General features: G+C 48.4%; 21 protein-coding genes. 18 read left to right on the top strand and 3 right to left on the bottom strand.

The annotated features are described in order from the left end of the window. Positions 1-40 precede the first annotated feature (40 nt). Together N5E87_RS12530 and ushA are read left to right on the top strand one after the other, a co-directional pair. Entirely contained in the window at positions 41-706 is a 666-nt protein-coding gene (locus tag N5E87_RS12530; protein WP_086904881.1) for an alpha/beta hydrolase-fold protein, read from the top strand. A 364-nt stretch (positions 707-1,070) separates the two neighbouring features. Next, entirely contained in the window at positions 1,071-2,822 is a 1,752-nt protein-coding gene (ushA, locus tag N5E87_RS12525; protein ID WP_086904882.1) for a bifunctional UDP-sugar hydrolase/5'-nucleotidase UshA, read from the top strand. 126 nt (positions 2,823-2,948) lie between these two features. On the opposite strand, the gene N5E87_RS12520 is transcribed toward ushA, so the two are convergent. Next, positions 2,949-3,308, bottom strand: coding sequence for a TraR/DksA C4-type zinc finger protein (locus N5E87_RS12520; protein WP_011717378.1), 360 nt, complete (start codon positions 3,306-3,308; stop codon positions 2,949-2,951). Positions 3,309-3,547: 239 nt separating this feature from the next. On the opposite strand from N5E87_RS12520, the gene N5E87_RS12515 reads away from it, so the two are divergent. Then, positions 3,548-5,161, top strand: coding sequence for an IS1634 family transposase (locus tag N5E87_RS12515; protein WP_218558478.1), 1,614 nt, complete (start codon positions 3,548-3,550; stop codon positions 5,159-5,161). Positions 5,162-5,199: 38 nt separating this feature from the next. On the opposite strand, the gene N5E87_RS12510 is transcribed toward N5E87_RS12515, so the two are convergent. Further along, positions 5,200-6,147, bottom strand: coding sequence for a tRNA-dihydrouridine synthase (locus N5E87_RS12510; RefSeq protein ID WP_086904623.1), 948 nt, complete (start codon positions 6,145-6,147; stop codon positions 5,200-5,202). A gap of 259 nt (positions 6,148-6,406) precedes the next feature. Between N5E87_RS12510 and N5E87_RS12505 the strand changes: the two genes are divergently transcribed. The 15 genes from N5E87_RS12505 to nadE all read left to right on the top strand — a co-directional run bounded on the left by N5E87_RS12505 (position 6,407) and on the right by nadE (position 22,047). After that, entirely contained in the window at positions 6,407-6,838 is a 432-nt protein-coding gene (locus tag N5E87_RS12505; RefSeq protein WP_086904622.1) for a hypothetical protein, read from the top strand. Between the two features lie 134 nt (positions 6,839-6,972). Continuing rightward, the gene (locus N5E87_RS12500) at positions 6,973-7,812 is read left to right on the top strand and encodes a DUF692 domain-containing protein (protein WP_011626438.1); all 840 of its coding nucleotides are present in this window, start codon (positions 6,973-6,975) and stop codon (positions 7,810-7,812) included. Further along, positions 7,812-8,552: a putative DNA-binding domain-containing protein gene (locus N5E87_RS12495; RefSeq protein WP_086904621.1), complete on the top strand. Its 741-nt coding sequence runs from the start codon at positions 7,812-7,814 to the stop codon at positions 8,550-8,552. The genes N5E87_RS12500 and N5E87_RS12495 overlap by 1 nt, the downstream gene beginning before the upstream one ends. A 156-nt stretch (positions 8,553-8,708) precedes the next feature. Further along, positions 8,709-8,831: a hypothetical protein gene (locus tag N5E87_RS12490; protein ID WP_011623018.1), complete on the top strand. Its 123-nt coding sequence runs from the start codon at positions 8,709-8,711 to the stop codon at positions 8,829-8,831. A gap of 100 nt (positions 8,832-8,931) precedes the next feature. Next, complete coding sequence (locus N5E87_RS12485) at positions 8,932-9,300, top strand: YbaN family protein (protein WP_011626436.1); 369 nt, start codon at positions 8,932-8,934, stop codon at positions 9,298-9,300. Between the two features lie 181 nt (positions 9,301-9,481). Further along, positions 9,482-10,033, top strand: coding sequence for an adenine phosphoribosyltransferase (apt, locus tag N5E87_RS12480; RefSeq protein WP_011623016.1), 552 nt, complete (start codon positions 9,482-9,484; stop codon positions 10,031-10,033). Between the two features lie 129 nt (positions 10,034-10,162). Beyond that, positions 10,163-13,279 carry a DNA polymerase III subunit gamma/tau gene (gene dnaX, locus N5E87_RS12475; RefSeq protein WP_086904620.1) on the top strand — a complete coding sequence of 1,039 codons (3,117 nt, stop codon included), beginning with the start codon at positions 10,163-10,165 and terminating at the stop codon, positions 13,277-13,279. A gap of 169 nt (positions 13,280-13,448) precedes the next feature. Then, a complete protein-coding gene (locus tag N5E87_RS12470) occupies positions 13,449-13,778 on the top strand; it encodes a YbaB/EbfC family nucleoid-associated protein (RefSeq protein ID WP_047540411.1) in 330 nt (109 codons plus the stop codon). A 12-nt stretch (positions 13,779-13,790) separates the two neighbouring features. Then, positions 13,791-14,390 carry a recombination mediator RecR gene (recR, locus tag N5E87_RS12465; protein ID WP_023265729.1) on the top strand — a complete coding sequence of 200 codons (600 nt, stop codon included), beginning with the start codon at positions 13,791-13,793 and terminating at the stop codon, positions 14,388-14,390. A 314-nt stretch (positions 14,391-14,704) separates the two neighbouring features. Then, entirely contained in the window at positions 14,705-16,618 is a 1,914-nt protein-coding gene (htpG, locus tag N5E87_RS12460; protein WP_086904619.1) for a molecular chaperone HtpG, read from the top strand. A 117-nt stretch (positions 16,619-16,735) separates the two neighbouring features. Further along, positions 16,736-17,599, top strand: coding sequence for a tetratricopeptide repeat protein (locus N5E87_RS12455; RefSeq protein WP_086904618.1), 864 nt, complete (start codon positions 16,736-16,738; stop codon positions 17,597-17,599). A 141-nt stretch (positions 17,600-17,740) separates the two neighbouring features. Then, the gene (gene adk, locus N5E87_RS12450; RefSeq protein WP_011623010.1) at positions 17,741-18,385 is read left to right on the top strand and encodes an adenylate kinase; all 645 of its coding nucleotides are present in this window, start codon (positions 17,741-17,743) and stop codon (positions 18,383-18,385) included. 79 nt (positions 18,386-18,464) lie between these two features. Beyond that, on the top strand, positions 18,465-19,511 hold the full coding sequence (hemH, locus tag N5E87_RS12445) for a ferrochelatase (protein WP_176370366.1): 1,047 nt from the start codon (positions 18,465-18,467) through the stop codon (positions 19,509-19,511). A 190-nt stretch (positions 19,512-19,701) separates the two neighbouring features. Beyond that, the gene (locus N5E87_RS12440) at positions 19,702-21,006 is read left to right on the top strand and encodes an inosine/guanosine kinase (RefSeq protein ID WP_086904617.1); all 1,305 of its coding nucleotides are present in this window, start codon (positions 19,702-19,704) and stop codon (positions 21,004-21,006) included. 210 nt (positions 21,007-21,216) lie between these two features. Then, on the top strand, positions 21,217-22,047 hold the full coding sequence (nadE, locus tag N5E87_RS12435; RefSeq protein WP_041413069.1) for an ammonia-dependent NAD(+) synthetase: 831 nt from the start codon (positions 21,217-21,219) through the stop codon (positions 22,045-22,047). 180 nt (positions 22,048-22,227) lie between these two features. Here nadE and N5E87_RS12430 read toward each other — a convergent pair whose 3' ends face one another. Continuing rightward, positions 22,228-22,749, bottom strand: coding sequence for a hypothetical protein (locus N5E87_RS12430; protein WP_086904835.1), 522 nt, complete (start codon positions 22,747-22,749; stop codon positions 22,228-22,230). Positions 22,750-22,868: the final 119 nt, after the last annotated feature.

The raw sequence follows: 22,868 nt of genomic DNA, 5'->3' as shown, positions 1-22,868 counted from the left end.
GCGAGCATAATAACTTTTGATTTATAAGGGATTTGTCAGTATGACACTTGAACGTATTGTGATTGAGCCTCAAGTTGAGGCGACGGCTGCGGTGATTTGGTTGCACGGTTTAGGGGACTCGGGCGCAGGGTTTGCACCTGTTGTTCCAGCATTAGGCTTGCCAGCGGGACACAGCATTCGCTTTATCTTCCCACACGCGCCAGAGCAAGCGGTGACCATCAACGGCGGCTACATTATGCGCGCTTGGTATGACATTAAAAGCATGGATTTGCACGATAGAGCCGATATGCAGGGCGTGATGGCCTCGGAGCTGAGTGTACAGTCCTTGATTGACGAACAAATCGACGCGGGGATCCCCAGTGAGCGCATCGTCTTAGCCGGATTTAGCCAAGGCGGGGTGATGAGCCTATTTACCGGATTACGTTATCCCCAAAAACTCGCTGGCATTATGGCGCTGTCCTGTTATTTACCGACGGGTGATGTATTACCCAGCCAATTAAGTGCAGCCAATGCGAAAACGCCTATTTTACATCAGCACGGTGAACAGGATGATGTGGTGCCATTATCCGCAGGTTTATTAGCGAAAGACGCGTTAATGGCCGGAGGATATTCGGTGCAATGGCAAACCTACCCGATGCCGCATTCGGTTATCCCGGTACAATTAAAAGCAATAAGCACTTGGTTACAACAGTGTTTTGAAATGTAGAAAAATCTAAATGCTGATAAAAACATCATGCGGTAAATTGAAATTTGGCTGCATGGTGTTTTATATAGAGAACAATCCATTATATTGCCAACGCTATCTAAGTTGCTTAAATTAAAGCGTTAAATCTTTTCTTTTTAAATGCCTTCCCCATTAAATTGTGAAATATAAAATAAGTCGTTCAGCTTATTTTTTATTTGAAACAAATCTGTCTTAAAACTCATTAAAGATCCCACATTAAAGTCACGTTTATTAATAAAAATGACACAATTCGTCTTTATTCTTTGTTATTATGCGTGGCGCGAGAGTCGATGGTACTCGCACAATCTATCTATGATAAAATAATTAAAATCAAGGGGTTGATGTAATGACAAATAAGCTTATTAAAGGATTAATTGCGACTGCAGTGCTTGCTGCGCTAGCAGGTTGTAATAGTGATGATGATAATACTAAAGTACCAACAACCTGTGCCGAAGCGGGCAGCGCTTGTAAAACATTTACCGTATTACACACCAACGATAACCATGGCCGTTTCTGGGAAAACAGTGATGGCGAATATGGTATGGCGGCTCGTAAAGCTCTAGTCGATCAAATTCGTGCTGAAGTAAAAAGTAAAGGCGGTGAAGTTCTATTACTCTCTGGTGGTGATATAAACACCGGTGTACCAGAGTCGGATATGCAAAATGCCGTGCCCGATTTCATTGGTATGAATTTAATTGGTTACGACGCAATGGCAGTCGGTAACCATGAGTTTGATAAAAGTTTAAATGTGCTAGATATGCAATCAAAACTAGCTAACTTCCCGATGCTGGCTGCGAATATTTATATCAAAGATAAAGATGGCCAGATTACGGATAAGCGCCTGTTTGATGCTTATCATGTTTTTGATGTAAATGGTCTCAAAGTAGCTGTTATTGGTTTAACGACCAAAGACACTGCACATTTGGTCAACCCTGAAAATATTTCAACCATACATTTCGCCGACCCACAGGAAGAAATTCAAAAAACGCTTAAAGAAATTGAAGCCAACGAAAAAGTCGATCTAGTCTTTGCAACCACTCACATGGGGCATTATGCAGATGGTAATCATGGTTCTGAAGCGCCTGGCGATGTGTTGTTAGCACGTTCAGTGGCAAAAGGTAAATTACAAGCGATTATTGGCGGGCACTCACAAAATCCTGTCTGTATGGAGCCTGGTAGCGACAATAAAGCTTACGCTAGCTTCAAACCTGGTGATGATTGTGCGCCTGATCAACAAAATGGCACTTGGATTATGCAAGCTCACGAATGGGGTAAGTATGTTGGTCGTGCCGATTTCGAGTATTTTAACGGTGAATTACATCTCGCTAGCTATGATTTAATTCCTATTAATTTATTAACCAGAGATGATAAAGGTAATTTGGTTAAAGATGAAAAAGGTAATTACATATTAGTTGATAAATTAATCAGCGCAGATCCAGTTGTAAAATCTATTCTCTATCCGTATCAACAAAAAGGTCAAGAATTACTGGACGTTGTTATTTCGTATACTGATGGTCTGCTTCAAGGGAATCGTGATATCGTTCGTACCCAGCAAACCAATTTAGGTCAACTCTTAGGTGAAGCTTATCGAACTTATAGTTTAGTGAATGCGGACTTTGGGGTAATGAACTCTGGAGGTATACGTGATTCCATCGCTATTGGTGATGTGAGCTATCGTGATGTTTTGAAGGTGCAACCATTTGGAAACTTTGTAGCCAAAGCGACGATGACCGGTAATGAAGTTGCTGAATATTTAGGGAAGGTAGGCACTAAAACTGGTGGCGGTTATGCGCAGTTAAGCAATATTAGTGTTACCATCGATTGTGATACTGCTACAGCCGATATCAGTGATATTAATAATCGAGGGTTTTCACCAACTGAGGAATACACCTTCTCAATTATTAGTTTTAGTGCTGCTGGTGGTGACGATTATCCTAAAATAGATGTGTTAAATACTCAGCAAACTGACGCAGCAGTTTTACGTGAGTTTTTTGAAAAAAATCCAATGATTAAAGCTGCTGATTATGAGCCAGTTGACGGAAAAGTTGTTCACTTAAAAAATGGTGTTGTAGTTTCTAACTGTGGGCAAAAACTGTAAATAGCTATAGCAGTAATTTTAGTATTGCAGGTGAACTTGGCTTGTAAATACGCAAAAAAATGCCACTCATTTGAGTGGCATTTTTATTGGTGAACTGACTGAGTGAACAGATAAAGTCTAAAACTGTTAATGGCTTAGCCTAAGTTCATGGCGATGCTCATGCTGATAATGCTCGGCGCAGCTACTGCAACGTTGCTCAGTGGGATCTTGAGTTAGGCGCTCGGCTTCGATTTCAGTTTCGCAATCTGAGCATAGGCCGTATAAGCCTAAGTCGAGTTGACAGAAGGCGGCATCGAGGCGGTTTAAACGACAAAATAGCGGATGTTCTGCGAGGTGACTCTGTGCTAGGCGATCAATTAACTCGCCTAAGCTGAGATTGGCATAATGCGCCCCAAGTATTTCAATAAACTGAGGGAGCGCGCCGATTTCCTTCCTTAGATTAGCTTCAAGCTCTGACAATTCTTGTCTGATATGGGTGGTGCTCACGTAAAATCGCCTGTTTTATCTGACTCTGGACATTCAGTCTAATAGTTCCACTATCAACGACTATGATAAAGATCAAGTATCTGTCCGATTTGCAGGGATTTAGTGGTGTTTTAAATAAAATTTCACCACTTTCTCATGGGATTATCCTATCCGTCATTCCGCACCTAATTTTCGATTTAAAAAAACTTGACGGCGATCGGCCATTCTGATCTATTACTACTTTTTGCAGGTAGATCATTATGGCCACTCCCGCTATCGCTATTCGTAACCTCGACCACCTTGGTTTGGTCGCTGCACTCTGCCAAGAACTCGGCATTGCTCGCATGATTGATGCGGTGCTCCCCAAAACGCCGCCCTACAAAGTTTCACATGGTGAAGCCTTGGTGGCGATGATTCTGAATGGTCTTGGCTTTCATAGCTCCACCTTGCACATGTTCCCGCAATTCTTTGCCAACAAGCCTGTAGAGCGTCTGATTGGCCCTGGGATCTGTGCCGATGACCTAAATGATGACGTGCTCGGCCGCTGCCTTGATGCCCTCTTTGAGGCCGATGTCAGCACGCTTTATCAGGTGATGGCGGAACAGGTCGTCGAGCGATTGGAGCTCAAAAGTACCGCAGTACACCTCGATATCACCAGTTTCCACGTCGATGGTGCCTATGACCAAGTCGATGGCGAACAGCTCGGTAAGTTGCAATTGGTACGGGGCTACAGCCGCGACCACCGGCCAGAGCTAAACCAGGTTATCCTGGAACTTATCTGCGAAAATCAAGCCGGCCTGCCCATTTATATGCAAGCCTTGAGTGGCAATAGTAATGATACCAAGGCCTTTGCCCAGACCGTACGGCGCCACTTGAGCAGTCTCAAGGCCGCGCAGGAGAGTCGTTATCTGGTCGGCGATGCGGCGCTGTATTGCACCGACACCTTGCAACTACTGGCACAACAGCAACAGTTGTTCGTGACTCGTGTGCCTGTCACCCTCAATGAGGCCAAGCGAGCCGTGGCAACCATTGGCACCCAGTCGCTGGTTGCGCTGGGCAATGGCTATCATGGCTGTTGGCAAAGCGCCAATTATGCCGACGTCGCGCAGCGTTGGTTGCTGGTGCGCAGCGAACAGGCTAGCCACCGTGAGCAGCAAACATTAGCCAAAAACCTACTGAAAGACAGCACGCGTGAGCTGAAAGCCTTTGGCAAATTATGTGCTCAGCGTTTTGCCTGCGAGGCCGATGCGCAGGCTGAATTAGCCCGTTTTGCAGCCAACTTAAATCTGCTGCAACTGGAAGCAGAGGTCGTGAGTGAACCTCTCTATGCTGGGCGCGGAAGGCCGCAAAAGGGTGAAGTGCCGGTGAGCTACCAATTTCACATCAAGGGGTTAGCCGCAAGTAGCTTGGCGCGGGTAGCAGAGGCACGCAACCAGACTGGGGTGTTCATCCTCGCGACCAATGATCACAGTGAAACGCTCACCATGGCTGAGCTGTTGGCAATCTATAAAGCCCAGCAGAACGTCGAGCGTGGGTTTCGCTTTCTGAAAAGTCCCGAATTTTTAACCTCGTCGTTGTATCTTAAAAAACCAGAACGTATCGAAGCATTACTGATGGTGATGACCTGTAGCCTGATGATTTATGCGGCGCTGGAGCACCGTATCCGGCAGGGCTTAGTAGAGCAGAATCGCAGTGTGGCGGACATGAAAAAGAAACCCACGCAAAAACCAACTGCGCGCTGGATCTTTTTACGCTTTGGCGGGGTACACGAGTACCAGTTAGGAGAGGCGCCACCTCAGGTCACGGGGCTAACGGCCGACCAGCAGATCATTCTCGACGTGTTAGGTGAACGCTATCGGCAAATTTATTCCTAAATCAGGTGCGGAATGTCGGTCCTATGCGTTATCAGTGGCTATTCGCCTAGGTGCTGCTGCGCCTCTTCCAGCACTCGCACAATTTCCTCTGTGGTTTTATAGATGCGCAGCTCCCTAAACAGGGTGTCCGCCTCGGGGTATTGGCGATTCAAATAACTAAACCACTGCTTAATTCGCGCCGGATAATAATCACTTTTACGGCCGCTTAGCTCGCGTTGGGTGTAGCTTAGCATCAGGCCTAAGGTGTCGGCCCAGCTGTAAGGCGCCGCGCCAGTCTTAATGGTATCGGCAAGATTGGGCAGCGAAATCGCGCCGCGACCTATCATAATGCTGTCGCAGCCCGTCACCGCCATGCAACGCTCGGCATCTTCGCGGTTCCAAATCTCACCATTAGCAATCACAGGAATGGGCAAACGCTCGCGCACTTCGGTGATGTATTCCCAGTAGGCGGGCGGTTTGTAACCATCGACCTTACTGCGGGCATGGATAGCCAGCTCAGTCGCACCCGCTTCATAAACGGCCAGCGCATTTTCCATAAACAGGGATTTGTCTTCGTAGCCTAAACGAATTTTTGCCGTCACTGGATGCTCGGCGGGCACGGCTTGGCGCATGGCACGCACAATGTCGTGAATCGTATTAGGGTATTGCAGCAACACCGCGCCGCCATTACTGCGGTTCACCATCTTAGCGGGGCAACCAAAGTTTGCATCAACGCCGTGGGAACCAAGCTCAATCGCGCGCATCGCGTTTTCGGCCATGCAGTTGGGCTCTTGCCCTAAAAGCTGTACACGAACCGGTGTGCCTGAGGGGGTAAAGCCGCCATTGAGCAGTTCGGGGCAGAGTTTAAGAAACACTTTTTCGGGTAAGAGTTGGTCAACCACGCGCACAAATTCGGTGACGAGCAAATCGTAGGGGTTAATTGAAGACAAAATATCCCGCATTAAGTCGTCAACCACGCCTTCCATCGGAGCCAAAATTACGCGCACTGCAACAAACCCATATCCAGTTTCAAAGGGCGTGCATTCTATCCTATTGGACTGTGGTTACAAAGCATTGCGAGGGAAGGGTAAGAGCTGTTTTTGGGGATTTTTACGACTAAATTCTGTTTCCTATCAGCATATTTTGATTATTTCTGTGATTTGGTGATATTTTTTGAAATGAAACCGAGATGGGGCGGGTCTTTTGCAGTAAGCCAGCTACAACACTGTTGTTGGCCACCATTCATCAAATAAAAGGAAGAAATATATGAAGTCAGTTAAGCAAACAGCCGTTGCAGTTGCGTTAGGTACAGTGGTGGTCGGTTCTGCGTTCGCCGTGAATGCGCAAACCAACCCATTCGGATTTGAAACCATGGAAGCGGGTTATCAAATCGTCGGTTCAGAAGGTAAATGCGGCGAAGGTAAATGTGGTGGCGATATGAAAAAAGCCGCAGCTGAAAAAGCCAAAGAAGGTAAATGTGGCGAAGCCAAATGTGGCGCTGATATGAAAAAAGCCGCAGCCGATAAAGCCCACGAAGGTAAATGCGGTGAAGCTAAATGTGGCGCCGACATGAAAAAAGCCGCAGCCGATAAAGCCCACGAAGGTAAATGTGGTGAAGCTAAATGCGGTGGCGATATGAAGAAAACCGCTGAAAAAGTCGAAGCTAAGGCCGACGCAGTCAAAAAAGAAATGAAATAAGCGCGAGTCGATACTATCGAGCTTCAGCTCTACACTTGGCCAGCCTCAGCTGGCCTTTGTTTAGCAGCATTCAAGTGTGGGCTTGCCAGAACGAAAAGGTAATCTCGACAAGCCCTAGGTAAGAGGTGAAAGCAATGCAAGAGAGTGGATTGGTTGGATTAGGCTTACGGCGTGAAATGCTCAGTGAGTTTTGCCAAGCGCTGCCAACGGCTATCGATTTTTTAGAGGTCGCCCCTGAAAACTGGATGACGCTCGGTGGAAAATACGGCAAGCAATTTAGGCAGCTTACTGAGCAACATACTTTTTTCTGCCATGGTCTATCACTCTCTATCGGCAGTCCAGCCCCCTTAGATTTGGAATTTGTCCGCCAAGTGAAGGCGTTTATGGATCTGCACCAAATCGACGTCTATTCGGAGCATTTAAGTTATTGCTCGGGTGGTGGTCATTTATACGATCTCATGCCCATTCCCTTTACCGATGACGCCGTTAAGCATGTGGCGAGGCGGGTAAAACAGGTGGAGGATATTTTAGAGCGGCCTTTGATCCTCGAGAATATTTCCTTTTATGCCGCGCCGAGCGCGCAGATGAGTGAGCAGGCGTTTTTGACCGCAGTGTTAGAAGAGGCCGACTGTAAGCTGCTGTTAGATGTGAATAATATCTATGTGAACTCGGTAAATCATCAATACGATGCCGAGGCTTATTTAAAGGCCATGCCAACGGAGCGCATCGCCTATTTGCATATCGCAGGGCATTACCAACAGTCTGAAACCTTGCTGATCGACACCCATGGCAGCGACATCAACGATCCGGTTTGGGCACTGTTGGATAAGTGCTATGCCCAGCATGGCGTCTTGCCGACACTGCTCGAGCGTGACTTTAATCTGCCTGAAACGGTGCAGTTATTGGATGAGATTAATCAAATCCATGCCTATCAAGCGCGGGCGAAAAATCGTTTAGACAAGAGGATTGCCTGATGGATTTTACGCAAGTACAACAGTCTTTTATCGATTATATTCGCGATCCCCAAAATCCTGTGCCGAGCGGTGTGCCCTTTGAGCGGATGCAGGTTTATCGAGAGCTATTCTTTAATAATGTGATGGGCTTTGTGTCTAATGCCTTTCCTGTTCTTAAAAGTCTTTATAGCGATGCACAGTGGCAAGCCTTAGTGCAGGCTTTTTTCAGTCAACATGATTGTAAGTCCCCAATTTTTATTGATATTGCCGGAGAGTTTTTACAATTCCTGCAATTTGAATATTCACCAGCAGAAAGTGATCCGCCTTTTATGTTGGAGCTGGCGCACTATGAATGGCTTGAGCTGCAAGTGGCAACGGCGCAACAAGTTGACCAGCAAGAGAGCCTGTCCAGCGCAGATATTTTGCAGCGTAATTTGTGTTTAGCGGCAACGGCGAGTGTGGCCCAGTACCAATATCCGGTGCAGCAGATCCGCCAAGATTATCGCCCGACAGCGCCGCTGCCGCAGCCGGTGTTTTTTTGCCTCTATCAGGATGAGGCGGGCGAGGTGGGCTTCTTACAATTAACGCCGTTAAGTGCGCAAGTGCTGGGATATTTGGCAGAACAAAAGCAGAGTCGCCTCGATGACATACTGAACTGGCTGCAAGGGATTTATCCGCAAATGCAACCGGAGATCTTAACCCAGGGCTGTATTCAGTTACTCGAACAACTTGCCGTTAAAGGGATAGTGCGCGGGATTTAAGCTGCATGTTGCTAAAATCAGCAAAATAAATGCAATAACCTTACATAAAAAGGGTTTTTGTTGATTTGACAAACCGCTACAATGGCGCCCGTTTTGTGATCTTAATCACTGTACGATTCCTGCGCACTTATCTTTGCACACATTTGAGGAGCTGTAATGAGCAGTCAGCCATTTAAAGACCCATTTAACTTTATGTATTTTATTGGTTTTATTTTAGTCTTACTGTTGCCGACGCTACCAGCAAGCCTGACTTGGTTAAAGCAATTAGGCTTAATTTAAGCAGGTTTTAATCTCAAATTGAGTATACTACTGGCCACTCTTAGAGTGGCTTTTGTTTTTCAGGTTTGAGGCATCTACATACTATGATCATTTACAAACTATGATATTGAAACGCGGTTTGTTTTTATTGATAGGTTGCTTGGCGTTGGGCCTTGGACTGCTAGGTATTGTATTGCCTCTGTTGCCGACAGTGCCGTTTATTCTATTGGCGGCTTTTTGTTTTGCCCGCTCAAGCGAGCGCTTACACCAGTGGTTGATGACACACCCTTGGTTTGCCGATGCGCTGACCCAATGGCAACAACACAGGGCGATGCGCCCCGGCCTTAAACGCCGAGCGATGTTGCTCACGGGACTCAGTTTTAGCGTTAGCATCCTAGTTGTCCCGATTGTATGGGTGAAGTTGCTGCTGCTCACCATGGCTTGCGGATTACTTTGGTATCTTAAAACCATTCCTGAAATCGAATCCTAAGCACATTTGATCTAAGGCACAAATTGGTAACCAATTCGTCACTTGAATACGCTGCTTATTGCAACTCAAACCAAAGCGGCATAAGCTTTGTGCGAATTATTAAAGCTCGTCCACACTCGCTGTGGACGTTTTGTTTTTACCGCCGGCAGTTACGCGTGGCGAAACGATTAAGTTAAATTAAATGGCTATGAATACAGAAACCTTATCCTTGATAAAGCAAAGCATTAAAACGATTCCTAATTATCCTAAGGAAGGGATTCTATTTCGCGATGTGACCAGTCTGCTGGAAAATGCCGCGGCCTATAAAGCGACTATCGATTTATTAGTTGAGCAATATCGCAATAAAGGCTTTACCAAGATTGTGGGCACCGAAGCCCGTGGTTTCTTGTTTGGTGCGCCTTTAGCGCTGGAATTAGGCATTGGTTTTGTGCCTGTACGTAAGCCAGGTAAGTTACCACGTGCGACCATTAGCCAAAGCTATGAGCTGGAATATGGCCACGATAGCCTTGAAATCCATACCGATGCGATTACCGCGAATGACAAAGTATTAGTGGTTGACGATTTGCTGGCCACTGGCGGCACTATCGAAGCCACAGTCAAACTTATCCGCCAACTGGGTGGTGAAGTGCAAGATGCGGCCTTTGTGATTTCATTACCCGATCTCGGTGGCGAAGCCCGTTTAACGGCCTTAGGTCTTGAGTTGGTTAAACTTTGTGAGTTTGAAGGCGAATAATTCTTCAGCCAAAGGCGCCTAGGGATAGTTTAATGGCATGTCGTTAATTGACATGTTATCTTGCAACTATCTCGGGGCGCGATCCCCTTTTTTGTACCAACATTCTTGTCATGCACATTGGGGAGTTCCATGTCATATCAGGTGTTAGCCAGAAAATGGCGCCCTGCCACATTCGAACAGATGGTCGGCCAAAGCCACGTGTTGCACGCGCTCACGAATGCGTTAACACAACAACGTTTACACCATGCTTATCTTTTTACGGGTACTCGCGGTGTGGGCAAGACCAGTTTGGCGCGCCTGTTCGCCAAAGGCCTCAATTGTGAAAAGGGCGTAACGGCTTCCCCCTGTGGTGTGTGTGGCAGCTGTGTCGAAATTGCCCAAGGCCGCTTTGTTGACTTGATCGAAGTCGATGCCGCCTCGCGTACTAAAGTCGATGACACCCGTGAACTCTTAGATAATGTGCAATATCGTCCGACCCGTGGCCGTTTTAAGGTCTACCTGATTGACGAAGTACACATGCTCTCCCGCAGCAGTTTTAATGCGCTGCTAAAAACCCTTGAGGAACCGCCAGAGCATGTGAAGTTTTTGCTGGCGACGACGGATCCGCAAAAGCTGCCGGTGACTGTGTTATCCCGCTGCCTGCAATTTAACTTAAAGAGTTTAACTCAGCAGGAAATTGGCACTCAGCTACAGCATATTTTAACCCAAGAGCAATTACCCTTTGAGCACGAAGCCTTAACTCTGCTCGCCAAAGCGGCCAATGGCAGTATGCGTGATGCCTTAAGTTTGACCGATCAGGCCATTGCCTTTGGTGGTGGCACGGTAATGCTCAACCAAGTGCAATCTATGCTGGGCAGCATCGATGAGCAGCATGTGCTGCGTTTACTCAAAGCCTTAACCGATGCCGATATTGGCGTCTTGATGCAAAGCTGCGCACAGGTGCTCGCCTATGGCGCGGACGCCCAAGAAGTGCTGCGCAGTTTACTGGAATTATTGCATCAAATTACCCTGACTCAATTTGCACCTGCCGCGGCGCAGCAATCCCTTTATAGCACGCAAATTCAAGCCTTTGCCGAGCAGTTAGCGCCGGAACAAGTGCAGCTGTATTACCAGATTTTGCTGACTGGCCGTAAAGACTTACCCCATGCGCCGGATCCTAAATCGGGCCTTGAAATGGCGTTGCTACGGGCAGTGGCTTTTGTTCCCGAAAAGCCCGTGAAACGTTGGCAGGTCGAAGTTGCTGCAAAGGTGAGCTTGCCAGCTCAGCAGCCAATGTCAGCGACGCCCACACCAAATATGCCCGCGGCGGAACCAGCTGTAAATCAAGCAGTGGCTGAAAAAAAAACTCCGCTAACTGCTGAGCGTGACTCACAGGCTCTGCCACAATCTGCAATCTCTGAGTCTATAGCTCAATCTCTGGAATCTTCAGCTTCTCAAGCCGAAGCCGCAGAGCAAGCTGTACCCGAGGATGCTGTAGTCGGCGAGGATGCACTTGATGAAGAGTCTACACTCAACGCGGCATTGATTGCTGAGCAGCAAGTGATCTTAAGCCAAGCCCAAAGCCAAGGCTTTGGCGCAAGTACCGAGGCGGTATCGCGTACTGAGGCCGTCTCACTTTCAGAATCAAGCCCTGAATCGAACTCAGTATCTACGCCAGTATCGAATCTTGATGCTGAGCATAATCAAGCGGCGATGGTGAATTCCGAAAGCTCTGGCGAGAAGCCTTCTCCTGCTGTGTTAACAGAACCTGTAGCCTTATCTCTTGATGATATCGAGGACGATACTCAAGCGAGTGTTAATCAGAGTGCAGACGCGCTAGCGCCAGATGAATATTCTGCAGAGGATTACGGACAATACGATTATGCCGCCGCGCCACTCGATGCCTATCAGGATGATTATTCGCAATTTATGGCTGAGGAGCAGGGCGGGTTCTCTGGCATGGAAGATAGTTCGTTGATGAGCGACAGTGCTCAGTCTATCGACCACTCGGATGTTGTGCATGAGTCCGCCGCTGACCCCCAATCGCCGTCTTTTGCCGAAAGTTCAACTATAACAACTCCTCCGGTTTCAACAGCTACAGTATCCCTCGAGGATGACGATATTTTATCGGCGGTATTAGCAGCGCGCGACTCCTTACTCTCCGATCTCGATGCGCTCAGCACCAAGGATGGTGATGGAAAAAAGCAGGCAGCGGAAGTTAAGCTTAAAACCCCGGGCCAGAGTGCGCATACCGCGCCAGTCTCTAACGCGACTTCACATAACACGTCTTCAGTTGATGCATCTAACGAGCCGCAAGTCGCTAAAAACGCGTCTGATAACGACTTTGAGCTGCCCTTTGACGATGATTTCGAGGCCGAGCTCCATCTTGAGTCACAGTCAAATGTTACGCCAACTCCGCCGCTTGATCCGAACGATCGCCCGCCTTGGGAAGAGGCGCCCGTCGCGGCAATGGATGATGCCAATGCGTCCGCTGCAAGTGTTAACCTACAGACTGAAACCCCTGTCGCATCGCAAACAGCTGTTGAGGATTTAGGCGCTGCGCCCGTTGCCGCTCAAACATTGCCAACGGATAACGAGCCGACACGGGTTGTGCAAGCGTTAGAGCAAGCGGCAGTACAAGACAGCGAGCCTGCTAAGCAAAGCCTTGAGCCGAATACGCCGCCTCAGGCGCAGGAACTTACACAACCAAAAACTCAACCACAAACTCAGCAGCTAACTCAGCAACCAGCATCGTTGCAGTCACCATCAAGCGAGACGGTTTCTCCTGCGTCATCCACCGCATTAACGCTGGCGCAATCGATTACCGGTCATCCCTTAGACTTGCACTGGTATAAGCTCATGGCGATCCTAGAGATTGGCGGCCGTGTGCGTCAGTTGGCGGTAAACTCGATTTGTCAGCTGCAGGCTAACCCTTTGCCATTGCTGCTTAAACCCGACCAAAAACACTTGGCGGCGCCTGTGGCGATTGAGCAGCTCGAGCAGGCATTGACAGCCGCATTGGGGAACCCGAGGCAGGTTGAGGTGGTCATAGGAAGCGATCCTTCGCGGGAAACGCCCTTAGAGATGCGCAAACGTTTTCACCAAGAGCTACTGCAACAGGCACGTCAATCGCTAATGATGGACGATAATGTGCAATGGCTGATTAACCGTTTTGGCGCCGAGCTGGATCAGGATACCTTACTTTATCCTCCAGAATTGTTAGCTCAGCGTAGTGGGCTCATTCCCGCGCTGCCTGAGCCCGAGTAATATTTCCTCTGTGCATATGCTGCGTGGAGTGGCAGAGTTTGTTAAAAACTCGCTATCAAGATCATAAGTTTAGTGATGGGATATCGGCATTGATTGCCAATCCCATTTATTTCAGTAAGATTAGCCAGCTTAAAAGCTTGCGACTAACCCTAATAGAAGAGAAATGACTATGTTTGGAAAAGGCGGTATGGGCAATCTGATGAAACAAGCCCAGATGATGCAAGAAAGAATGGCAAAAATGCAGGAAGAAATTGCCCGCATGGAAATGGTCGGTGAATCGGGTGCGGGTCTGGTTAAAGTGACCATGACTGGCTCACACACAGTACGTAAAGTCGAAATCGATCCAAGCTTGATGGAAGACGATAAAGAGATGTTAGAAGATTTGATTGCCGCAGCGTGTAACGATGCCGCGCGTCGTATCGAAGAAAACCAAAAAGCCAAAATGGCCGAAGTGACTGGCGGTATGCAATTACCACCAGGCATGAAAATGCCATTTTAATTGAGATAGACAATGAAATTTAGTCCCCTGCTTGACGAGTTAATTCAGTCCCTGCGCTGTTTGCCAGGGGTTGGGCCTAAATCGGCTCAACGTATGGCGTTTCAATTGCTTGAGCGCGATAGAAAAGCTGGGCTTAAATTAGCCTCGGCGCTGTCGAGTGCCATGAGCGATATCGGTCATTGTCAGTCTTGCCGAACCTACACTGAAGAAAGCCTCTGTCCGATTTGTGCTAGCCATAAACGCGGCTCCTCGTCGACGATTTGTGTGGTCGAAACGCCGGCCGATGTGTTAGCCATTGAAGCGGGTGGACATTTTACCGGTCGCTACTTTGTATTGCTGGGCCATTTATCACCACTCGATGGGGTGGGGCCTGAGGAGTTAGGTTTGGCGCTATTAGAGCGTCACTTAGCCTCGGGCGATGTTGCTGAGCTTATCCTCGCGACCAATCCAACGGTAGAAGGTGAGGCCACCGCCCACTTTATTGCCGATATGGCACGGCGCCATAAGGTGGTGATCAGCCGTATCGCCCACGGCGTCCCCGTGGGTGGTGAGCTGGAATATGTCGACAGCACCACCTTAGCACTGTCCTTCAATGGGCGTATCCCGCTGTAGCGTGTGATGGCCTAAAGAGAAAACCCGCCAGTCCTGTGCTCGCGGGTTTTTATTTTATGGGCGCAGGATGATGTGAATAAAGAGTATTGAGCAGATGCTCTTACGTGTTGTTGTTCGCCGCGTTAGCCTCACTTGTTTAAGACTAACTGCCCAAATACTCGGCCATTTGCCGTGTTTTGGCCCCAAATTGCCTTATTTTTCGCCATTTGATCTGTGATTTTATCTCCCCCCTTGAAAAGTGGATTTACAGCCCCATTTTATTAATCACTAAGCGTTTGCTTTAACCAAATTGCGTAACAAATAAGGAAAATTTCATGTCACAACAAGAAACTCATGGTTTTCAAACTGAAGTCAAACAGCTGTTGCATTTGATGATCCATTCTTTGTATTCCAACAAAGAAATTTTCTTGCGTGAACTGGTCTCCAACGCTGCGGATGCGGCCGATAAGCTGCGTTACCTTGCCTTGACCAACGACGCACTATATGAAGGTGACGGTGAGCTACGTGTGCGCATCAGCGCAGACAAAGAAAAAGGCACTGTGACCATCGAAGACAACGGCGTAGGTATGACCCGCGATGGCGTGATTGAGCATTTAGGCACGATCGCCAAATCGGGCACCGCCGAATTCTTCAAAAACCTCTCTGGCGAAGCCTCAAAGGATTCGCAGCTGATCGGTCAATTCGGTGTGGGCTTCTATTCCGCCTTTATCGTGGCGAAAAAAGTTACAGTACGCACCCGTGCTGCCGGCCATAAGGCCAATGAAGCCGTATTGTGGGAATCGGAAGGTGAGGGCAGTTTCACCGTCGATACTATCACTAAGGCGAGCCGTGGTACTGAGATCACTCTGCATCTGCGTGATGAAGAGAAAGAGTTTGCCGATGAGTGGCGCCTACGTTCCATCATCACAAAATACTCAGATCATATCTCTGTACCCGTTGAAATGTGGCAGGAAGGCACCCCTGAGCGCGATGGCCCTGACGGTGAAAAAATCCCCGCAACCGAAGGTTACTGGAAGGTCATGAACAAGGCGACTGCGCTGTGGATGCGCAATAAGTCTGAGATCAGTGACGAAGAGTACCAAGAATTTTATAAGCACATTTCCCACGACTACACAGACGCACTGCTGTGGAGCCATAACCGCGTTGAAGGTAAACAGGAATACACTAACCTGTTGTATATCCCTTCAAAAGCGCCATGGGATCTGTGGAACCGCGACCGTAAGCATGGCCTGAAGCTCTTTGTTCAGCGCGTGTTTATCATGGATGATGCCGAGCAGTTTATGCCATCTTACCTGCGCTTTGTGCAGGGGTTAATTGACTCAAACGATCTGCCGCTGAACGTGTCTCGCGAGATTTTGCAGGACAACCACATCACCAAGGCGATGCGCACCGGTATCACTAAGCGCGTGTTGGGTATGTTGGAAAAACTGGCAAAAGACGATGCGGAAAAATACCAACAATTCTGGGCCGAATTTGGTCAAGTGTTGAAGGAAGGTCCAGCGGAAGACTTTGCAAACCGTGAACGTATTGCTGGCTTACTGCGTTTTGCGTCTACCCATACTGGCAGCGCGGCCCCAACAGTGTCACTCGATGACTACTTAAGCCGCATGAAGGAAGGCCAAAACAAGATTTACTATATCGTTGCCGACAGCCACGAAGCCGCGGCTAACAGCCCACACTTAGAACTGCTGCGTAAGAAAGGCATCGAAGTGTTGCTGATGTCAGAACGTATCGACGAGTGGTTAATCAATCACTTAACCGAATACAAAGAGAAGCAACTGCACTCAGTCACCCGTGGCGAGCTGGAATTAGGTGAGCTGGAAGATGCGGCCGAGAAGGAAGCGCAAGAGAAACTCGCCGAAGAGTCTGCACCTTTGGTTGAACGCATTAAAGCGGCATTAGGCGCTAGCGTGGCCGATGTGAAAGTCACTTCACGCTTAACCGATACCCCAGCCTGTGTGGTGACGGGTGAAGGTGAGATGTCGAGCCAGATGATCAAACTGATGCAGGCTGCGGGTCAGCCAGTGCCAGAGGTCAAGCCGACGTTTGAGATCAACCCAGCGCACCCATTAGTGTCGCGCTTAAACGATCTACAAGATGAAGCCGCCTTCGCCGATTGGTCGAATCTGTTATTGCAACAGGCGCAATTGTCGGAGAAGGGCAGCCTAGCGGATCCATCGGCCTTTATTAAGCTGATGAACCAAATGCTATTGGCGAGCCTGAAGTAAGACATTCGGGGCACTTGAGTCGAGACACAAGTGCCCCGATTCCGTTTTAGGCAGCGCGAGTCGCATTATCCTAGGGCATTTCCCCGTAGAGGTGCCAGTTTGGGAGTAAGGAAAACCATGGACAATATCCTCGATCTAACGAAAGACAATATTCAGCAAGTGGTTGATGCTTCGATGCAGCAACTGGTGGTGATGGTGTTTTGGGCCCAGCCACAGCCGCAGAGTGTTGCCATGGTGCAAACACTCGAGCAACTTGCCGCGCAACATGCTGGCCGTTTTGTGCTGGCGAAAGTGAACTGCGAAACCGAGCTGGAAATCGCTAACTATTTCCGCATTCAAGCACTGCCGACCACCTTAGTGCTCGATAAGGGCCAGCCAATTGATGGCTTTGTGGGCATGCAAGAGGCGGCGCAGATTAATGCTATGCTGGAGAAACACTTGCCACCCTTATGGCAATTACAGCTTGAGCAAGCCAAAGCCCTGTTAGCCTTAAGCCAAGTGTCGGCGGAGGATTTATCCACGGCGGTCGTGTTACTGAAAGACGCCTACAGCGCCTCCAATCAGGCGGCCGAGGTGAGTTTAGTGCTTGCCGATGTGTATTTGATGCAGGGTGAACTCGTCCAAGCGCAGCTGCTACTCGAGCAGATTGGCCTTGCCGACCAAGATGGTTATTACCAGAGCTTAAAGGCGAAATTAACCCTTGCCTTGGATGCGGCGGACACGCCAGAAATTCGTGATTTGCAGCAGAAGTTCGAGCATAATCCGCAGGATTTAGTGTTATTACTCGAACTTTGTAAGGCCTTGCATTCGGCCCACCGAGACGAAGAAGCGCTCGCACATTTATACAGTGTGTTATCTAAGGATTTAACCGCTGAAAATGGCAAGGTAAAACAAGTCTTTATGGAGATTTTAACGGCGCTTGGGCAAGGCAATAGTCTGGCGAATCAGTACCGCCGTAAGCTCTATACCTTGCTCTATTAAGGATTAAATTGGCCGCAAAACTGCGATTTATTTACGGTTTCTGAGGCTAAAGTCGAAGCTAAAAGCCTTCTCAATGGCGGCCAGATGTGCGAAGATCGCCGCCCTAAGAAGAATATCAATGCGAAAAAGAGGACTCTTGAGATGCGCATTATCCTATTGGGCGCCCCAGGTGCCGGTAAAGGTACCCAGGCCCAGTTCATTATGGAACAGTATGGTATCCCACAAATTTCTACTGGCGACATGTTACGTGCTGCCGTTAAAGCCGGTACTCCGCTGGGTTTAGAAGCGAAGAAAGTGATGGATGCAGGCCAACTGGTTTCTGATGATCTGATCATTGGACTGGTTAAAGAGCGTATCGCACAGGACGACTGTGTTAAAGGTTTCCTGTTAGACGGTTTCCCACGCACTATCCCACAAGCGGATGCGATGGCGGCAAACGGTATCAGCATTGATCACGTGATCGAAATCGATGTGCCAGACGAGGAAATCGTTAAGCGCATGAGCGGTCGTCGCGTTCACCCAGGTTCTGGCCGTGTTTACCACGTGGTATTCAATCCACCTAAAGTGGAAGGCAAGGATGATGTAACAGGCGAAGACTTAGCGATTCGTCCAGATGACGAAGAAGCCACAGTGCGTAAGCGTTTAGGCATTTACCACGAGCAAACTAAGCCATTGGTTGAATACTATGGCAAAGTGGCTGCGGCGGGTAACACTCAATACCACAAGTTTGATGGTACTCAGTCGGTAGCGGCTGTGAGTGCACAATTAGCCAGTGTGCTGAAATAAGCATCATTGCTAAATTCGAGAACAAGTTCTCATATTAAGAAAAAGCCTGCTATTGCAGGCTTTTTTTATTGGCAACTGAATGTTAGCCTGCCGTGGTATTTGGCTAATAAAAGGTAACACATTGACTTCTCCCTCTCCTGCGTTTGGCGTGTTATTGGTCAATCTCGGCACGCCCGATGAACCCACTCCCAAAGCGGTTAAGCGATTCCTCAAACAGTTTTTAAGTGATCCTCGGGTCGTCGATTTGTCCCCATGGCTGTGGCAGCCGATTTTGCAGGGGATAATCCTTAATACCCGTCCCGCCAAGGTGGCCAAACTTTATCAGAGCGTATGGACGGAGCAGGGCTCACCGCTGATGGTGATAAGCGAGCAGCAGGCGCAAAAGTTAGCTACGGATCTGAGTGCGACCTTTAATCAAACCATTCCGGTGGAACTGGGCATGAGCTATGGCAATCCTTCGATTGATAGCGGCTTTGCCAAACTTAAGGCCCAAGGCGCCGAACGTATCGTGGTACTGCCGCTGTATCCGCAATATTCCTGCTCAACCGTCGCCAGTGTGTTCGATGCGGTGGCGCAGTATTTTACCCAAGTGCGTGACATTCCTGAGCTGCGTTTTAGCAAGCAGTATTTTGACCATGAAGCCTATATCGCGGCTTTAGCGCATTCGGTTAAGCGCCATTGGAAAACCCATGGGCAGGCTGATAAGTTGATTTTATCCTTCCACGGTATTCCGCTGCGTTATGCCACCGAAGGCGATCCCTATCCTGAGCAGTGCCGCTCGACGGCCAAGTTACTGGCGCAGGCGCTGGAATTAACCGACGGACAATGGCAGGTGTGTTTCCAATCCCGCTTCGGTAAAGAAGAGTGGTTAACCCCCTATGCCGATGAGCTGCTGGCCGATTTACCCCGCCAAGGCGTAAAAAGTGTCGATGTGATTTGCCCAGCCTTTGCCACCGATTGCCTTGAAACCTTAGAAGAAATTTCCATTGGCGGTAAAGAGACTTTCCTGCATGCGGGCGGCGAGGCCTATCACTTTATTCCCTGTTTAAATGATGATGAGCTCCATATCGAGCTGCTCAGGCAACTGGTGCAAGAACAAGCTCAACCTTGGATACGCGCAGAGTGACGGTAAATTTCTCCCGTTGAAACCGAAACACGGCCTAGTTTCATGCTGATTTTATGGTAGAATCTGCGCCCTTTGTGGCTCGGGAGTGGATTTTTTATCTCTCTAGCCTAGACTCATTATTTTTAGGACACGATGAGCCAACGCTCGTTGTAATGCCCATTAGCATGGATGCCAGGAAAAGAGAGCCACTATGAAGTTTCCCGGTCAGCGCAAATCGAAACATTATTTCCCGGTCAAAACCCGTGACCCACTGCTTGAGCAATTAACCCAGCAACCTCAACCCTTTGCGACTTATGTCAGCGGTATCGATCAAACCCTAGTGGATATCGAAGCCAAGGTAGAGGATGAGTTGCTCAGCCGTTATGGTTTACCTAAGGGCAATTCGACTCTGATCAATGACGAGCAAGCGCACGCCCTGTATACCGAGCTGAAACAACAAGGTTTGATCAGCGATGAGTTTGCGGGCGGCACTATTGGTAACACAGTGCACAATTATTCTATTTTGGCCGATGACCGCTCAGTGCTGTTTGGGGTGATGAGCCAAAATATCGAAGTTGGTAGTTACGCCTACCGTTATCTTTGTAACACTTCCTCTAAGGTTGACCTTAACTTCCTGCAACCCGTCGATGGTCCTATCGGCCGTTGTTTTACGCTGATTTCCGATTGTGGTGAGCGTACCTTTGCGATCAGCAAAGGGGCGATGGACAAGTTAACCCCAGAATACATTGATAAAGACGTAGTACAGGGCAGCTCTGCCTTGGTATTAACCGCCTATTTAATGCGTGCCAGCGGCGGCGACAGGATCACCGATGCGGCCATGTGCGCGATTGAATATGCCAAAGCCGCCGAAGTCCCCGTGGTATTGACCTTAGGCACACGCTTCTTAATCGAAGAAGATCCGGTTTGGTGGCAAAACTTTATCCAAGAGCATGTGACCATTTTGGCGATGAACGAAGATGAAGGCGAGGCCTTAACCGGATTTCGCGATCCGCTGCTTGCCAGCGAAAAAGCCCTCGAGTGGTGTGATATGGTGTTAACCACCGCAGGCCCCATCGGGCTTTATACCGCAGGTTATACCGATGATGCCGAAAAGCGTGAAACCAGCCATACACTGCTGCCCGGTGCTATCCCCGAATTTAACCGTTATGAGTTCTCGCGTCCTAAGCTGAAACGTGACTGCGAAAACCCGATTAAAGTGTTTGCCCATATTTCGCCTTACATGGGCGGCCCCGAGAAAATCGGCAACACTAACGGCGCCGGTGATGGTGCGTTATCGGCGTTATTGCACGATTTGGCGGCCAATACCTTCCACAAGACCAATGTGCCAGGCTCAAGCAAGCACAAGCGTGATGGTTTGTGTTATTCGTCATTCTCGCAAATTTGTAAGTACGCTAACCGCGTGGCTTACGAGGTGTTGGCGCAGCATAGTCCGCGTCTCTCCCGCGGTTTACCTGAGCGTGAAGACAGCTTAGAAGAATCCTACTGGGAAAGATAAGTCAGTACTGGCTTGAGTAAATAAGGGCAATAGCGGCAAACCGTTATTGCCCTTGTTGTTTTTGGGGATAGACGAAAACTTGAGCCAATGACGTTTTCTCAACAATTAACCCTGTGAATGTTAATTTTTGCTACAGGCAGACCCGAATAAATGATAACGTTAGCCCAATCACTGCTCCCAATAACAGCGAATATTAAGGTGGAATTTTCGGTGAAAGCGCAGATCTTAACAGAAATGAAGGTACTCAAGACCATCGATCCTGAGTTCGAAGTGCAGCGCCGTGTGGCGTTTATTAAATCTAAACTGCAAGCTGCCCGCAGCAAAGCCTTGGTCCTTGGGATCAGCGGTGGTGTGGATTCTTCCACGGCGGGACGTTTATGTCAGTTGGCCGTTGATAGCCTCAATAGCGAGCATACTGACGGCGGTTATCAGTTTATTGCGGTGCGCTTACCCTATCAAATTCAAAAAGATGAGCATGAAGCTCAGCAAGCTTGCCAGTTTATTCAGCCGACCAAATTAGTCACCATCAATGTGCACCAAGGGGTCGATGGTGTGCATCAGGCTACCTTAACGGCCTTTGTCGAAGCGGGATTGCATTCACCGGATGCGGCAAAAGTTGATTTTATTAAAGGTAACGTGAAAGCGCGCATGCGCATGATTGCCCAGTATGAGTTAGCCGGTTTAGTGGGAGGGCTTGTGGTTGGGACAGACCACAGCGCCGAGAATATCACCGGTTTTTATACCAAATGGGGCGATGGCGCCTGCGATCTTGCGCCTTTATTTGGCCTTAACAAACGCCAAGTACGTCAAGTTGCGGCATATTTAGGCGCGCCAGAGTCCTTAGTCTATAAAGCGCCAACCGCGGATTTGGAAGACAATCAACCGCTACTGGAAGATGAAGTGGCGCTTGGACTGACCTACGAGCAAATCGATGATTTCCTTGAAGGGAAAGAAGTCGGCAAGGATGTTGAAGAAAAACTTATCAATATCTACAAGGCCACGCAGCATAAGCGTCAACCTATACCCACTATTTACGATTAATTTAAGACGGTTACCGTCTGAGACATAACGAAAAAGCACCCTAGTGGGTGCTTTTTTATGCGCGAAAGCTTAATGCTATCTCGCCAAGTTGAATCGAGCATTATTCACATAGTGCGTAGTCGCATTGAGCTTAGTTGCATGGAGCTTAGTTGCATTGATATTGAGCTCAGCCGCATTCCTTTAGCTTTGCTTCGCTTTGAGATGGTTACGCGTCAGGGCAATCAAAGCGTTTGAGTATTGGCGATAGTCTAAATAAGGCGTGAGTAGTACACAGCTTGAGAGTGGAGACTGTGACAGCATCATTGCCGTGACGTCTTGCAGTTTAGCCTGTGAGTCTTGCATTAATTGCTGTTTGGTTGTTTGCAACGCGTCAGTAGCGATATGGCTATCGACTGCAATCCCTAATGCCATGGCGGCGGCTTGCCCACAGACAATATGAATATTGGCATGTGGTGAGAGGGCATTGGCACCTATTAGCAGCATTTGCTGCTGTTTGAGTAATAAGTTGTCGCGATAATCGCGCCAATCCTCACTGGGAGCGCAAATTTTTGCCATAATTGTGAAGATCTTACGCCAGTGATTGCCGTTTAAGGCGATGAGTTCTGCTATCGCGTTATCCTGCTCCCAATGCCAATCTTCAGGCATGAGTGGGGGATTGGGGAGATAAAACGCATAGGTCGCTGCGGTTGGGCCAATATGCATAACAGTCGAATATGGGGGTCAAAGTAGGGCGGATTTTACCCTAACTTAGGCGCACAGCCGAAACTAAATTGCCGCGAGATCAAATCTTAAACATGAAAGTTGAGGTTTTTTTTTATCTA

The organism is Shewanella sp. GD03713, from assembly GCF_029843705.1.
Lineage (GTDB): Bacteria > Pseudomonadota > Gammaproteobacteria > Enterobacterales > Shewanellaceae > Shewanella.
Note: the sequence above shows the minus strand (reverse complement) of the source record. Positions and strands in the feature narration are given on the sequence as shown.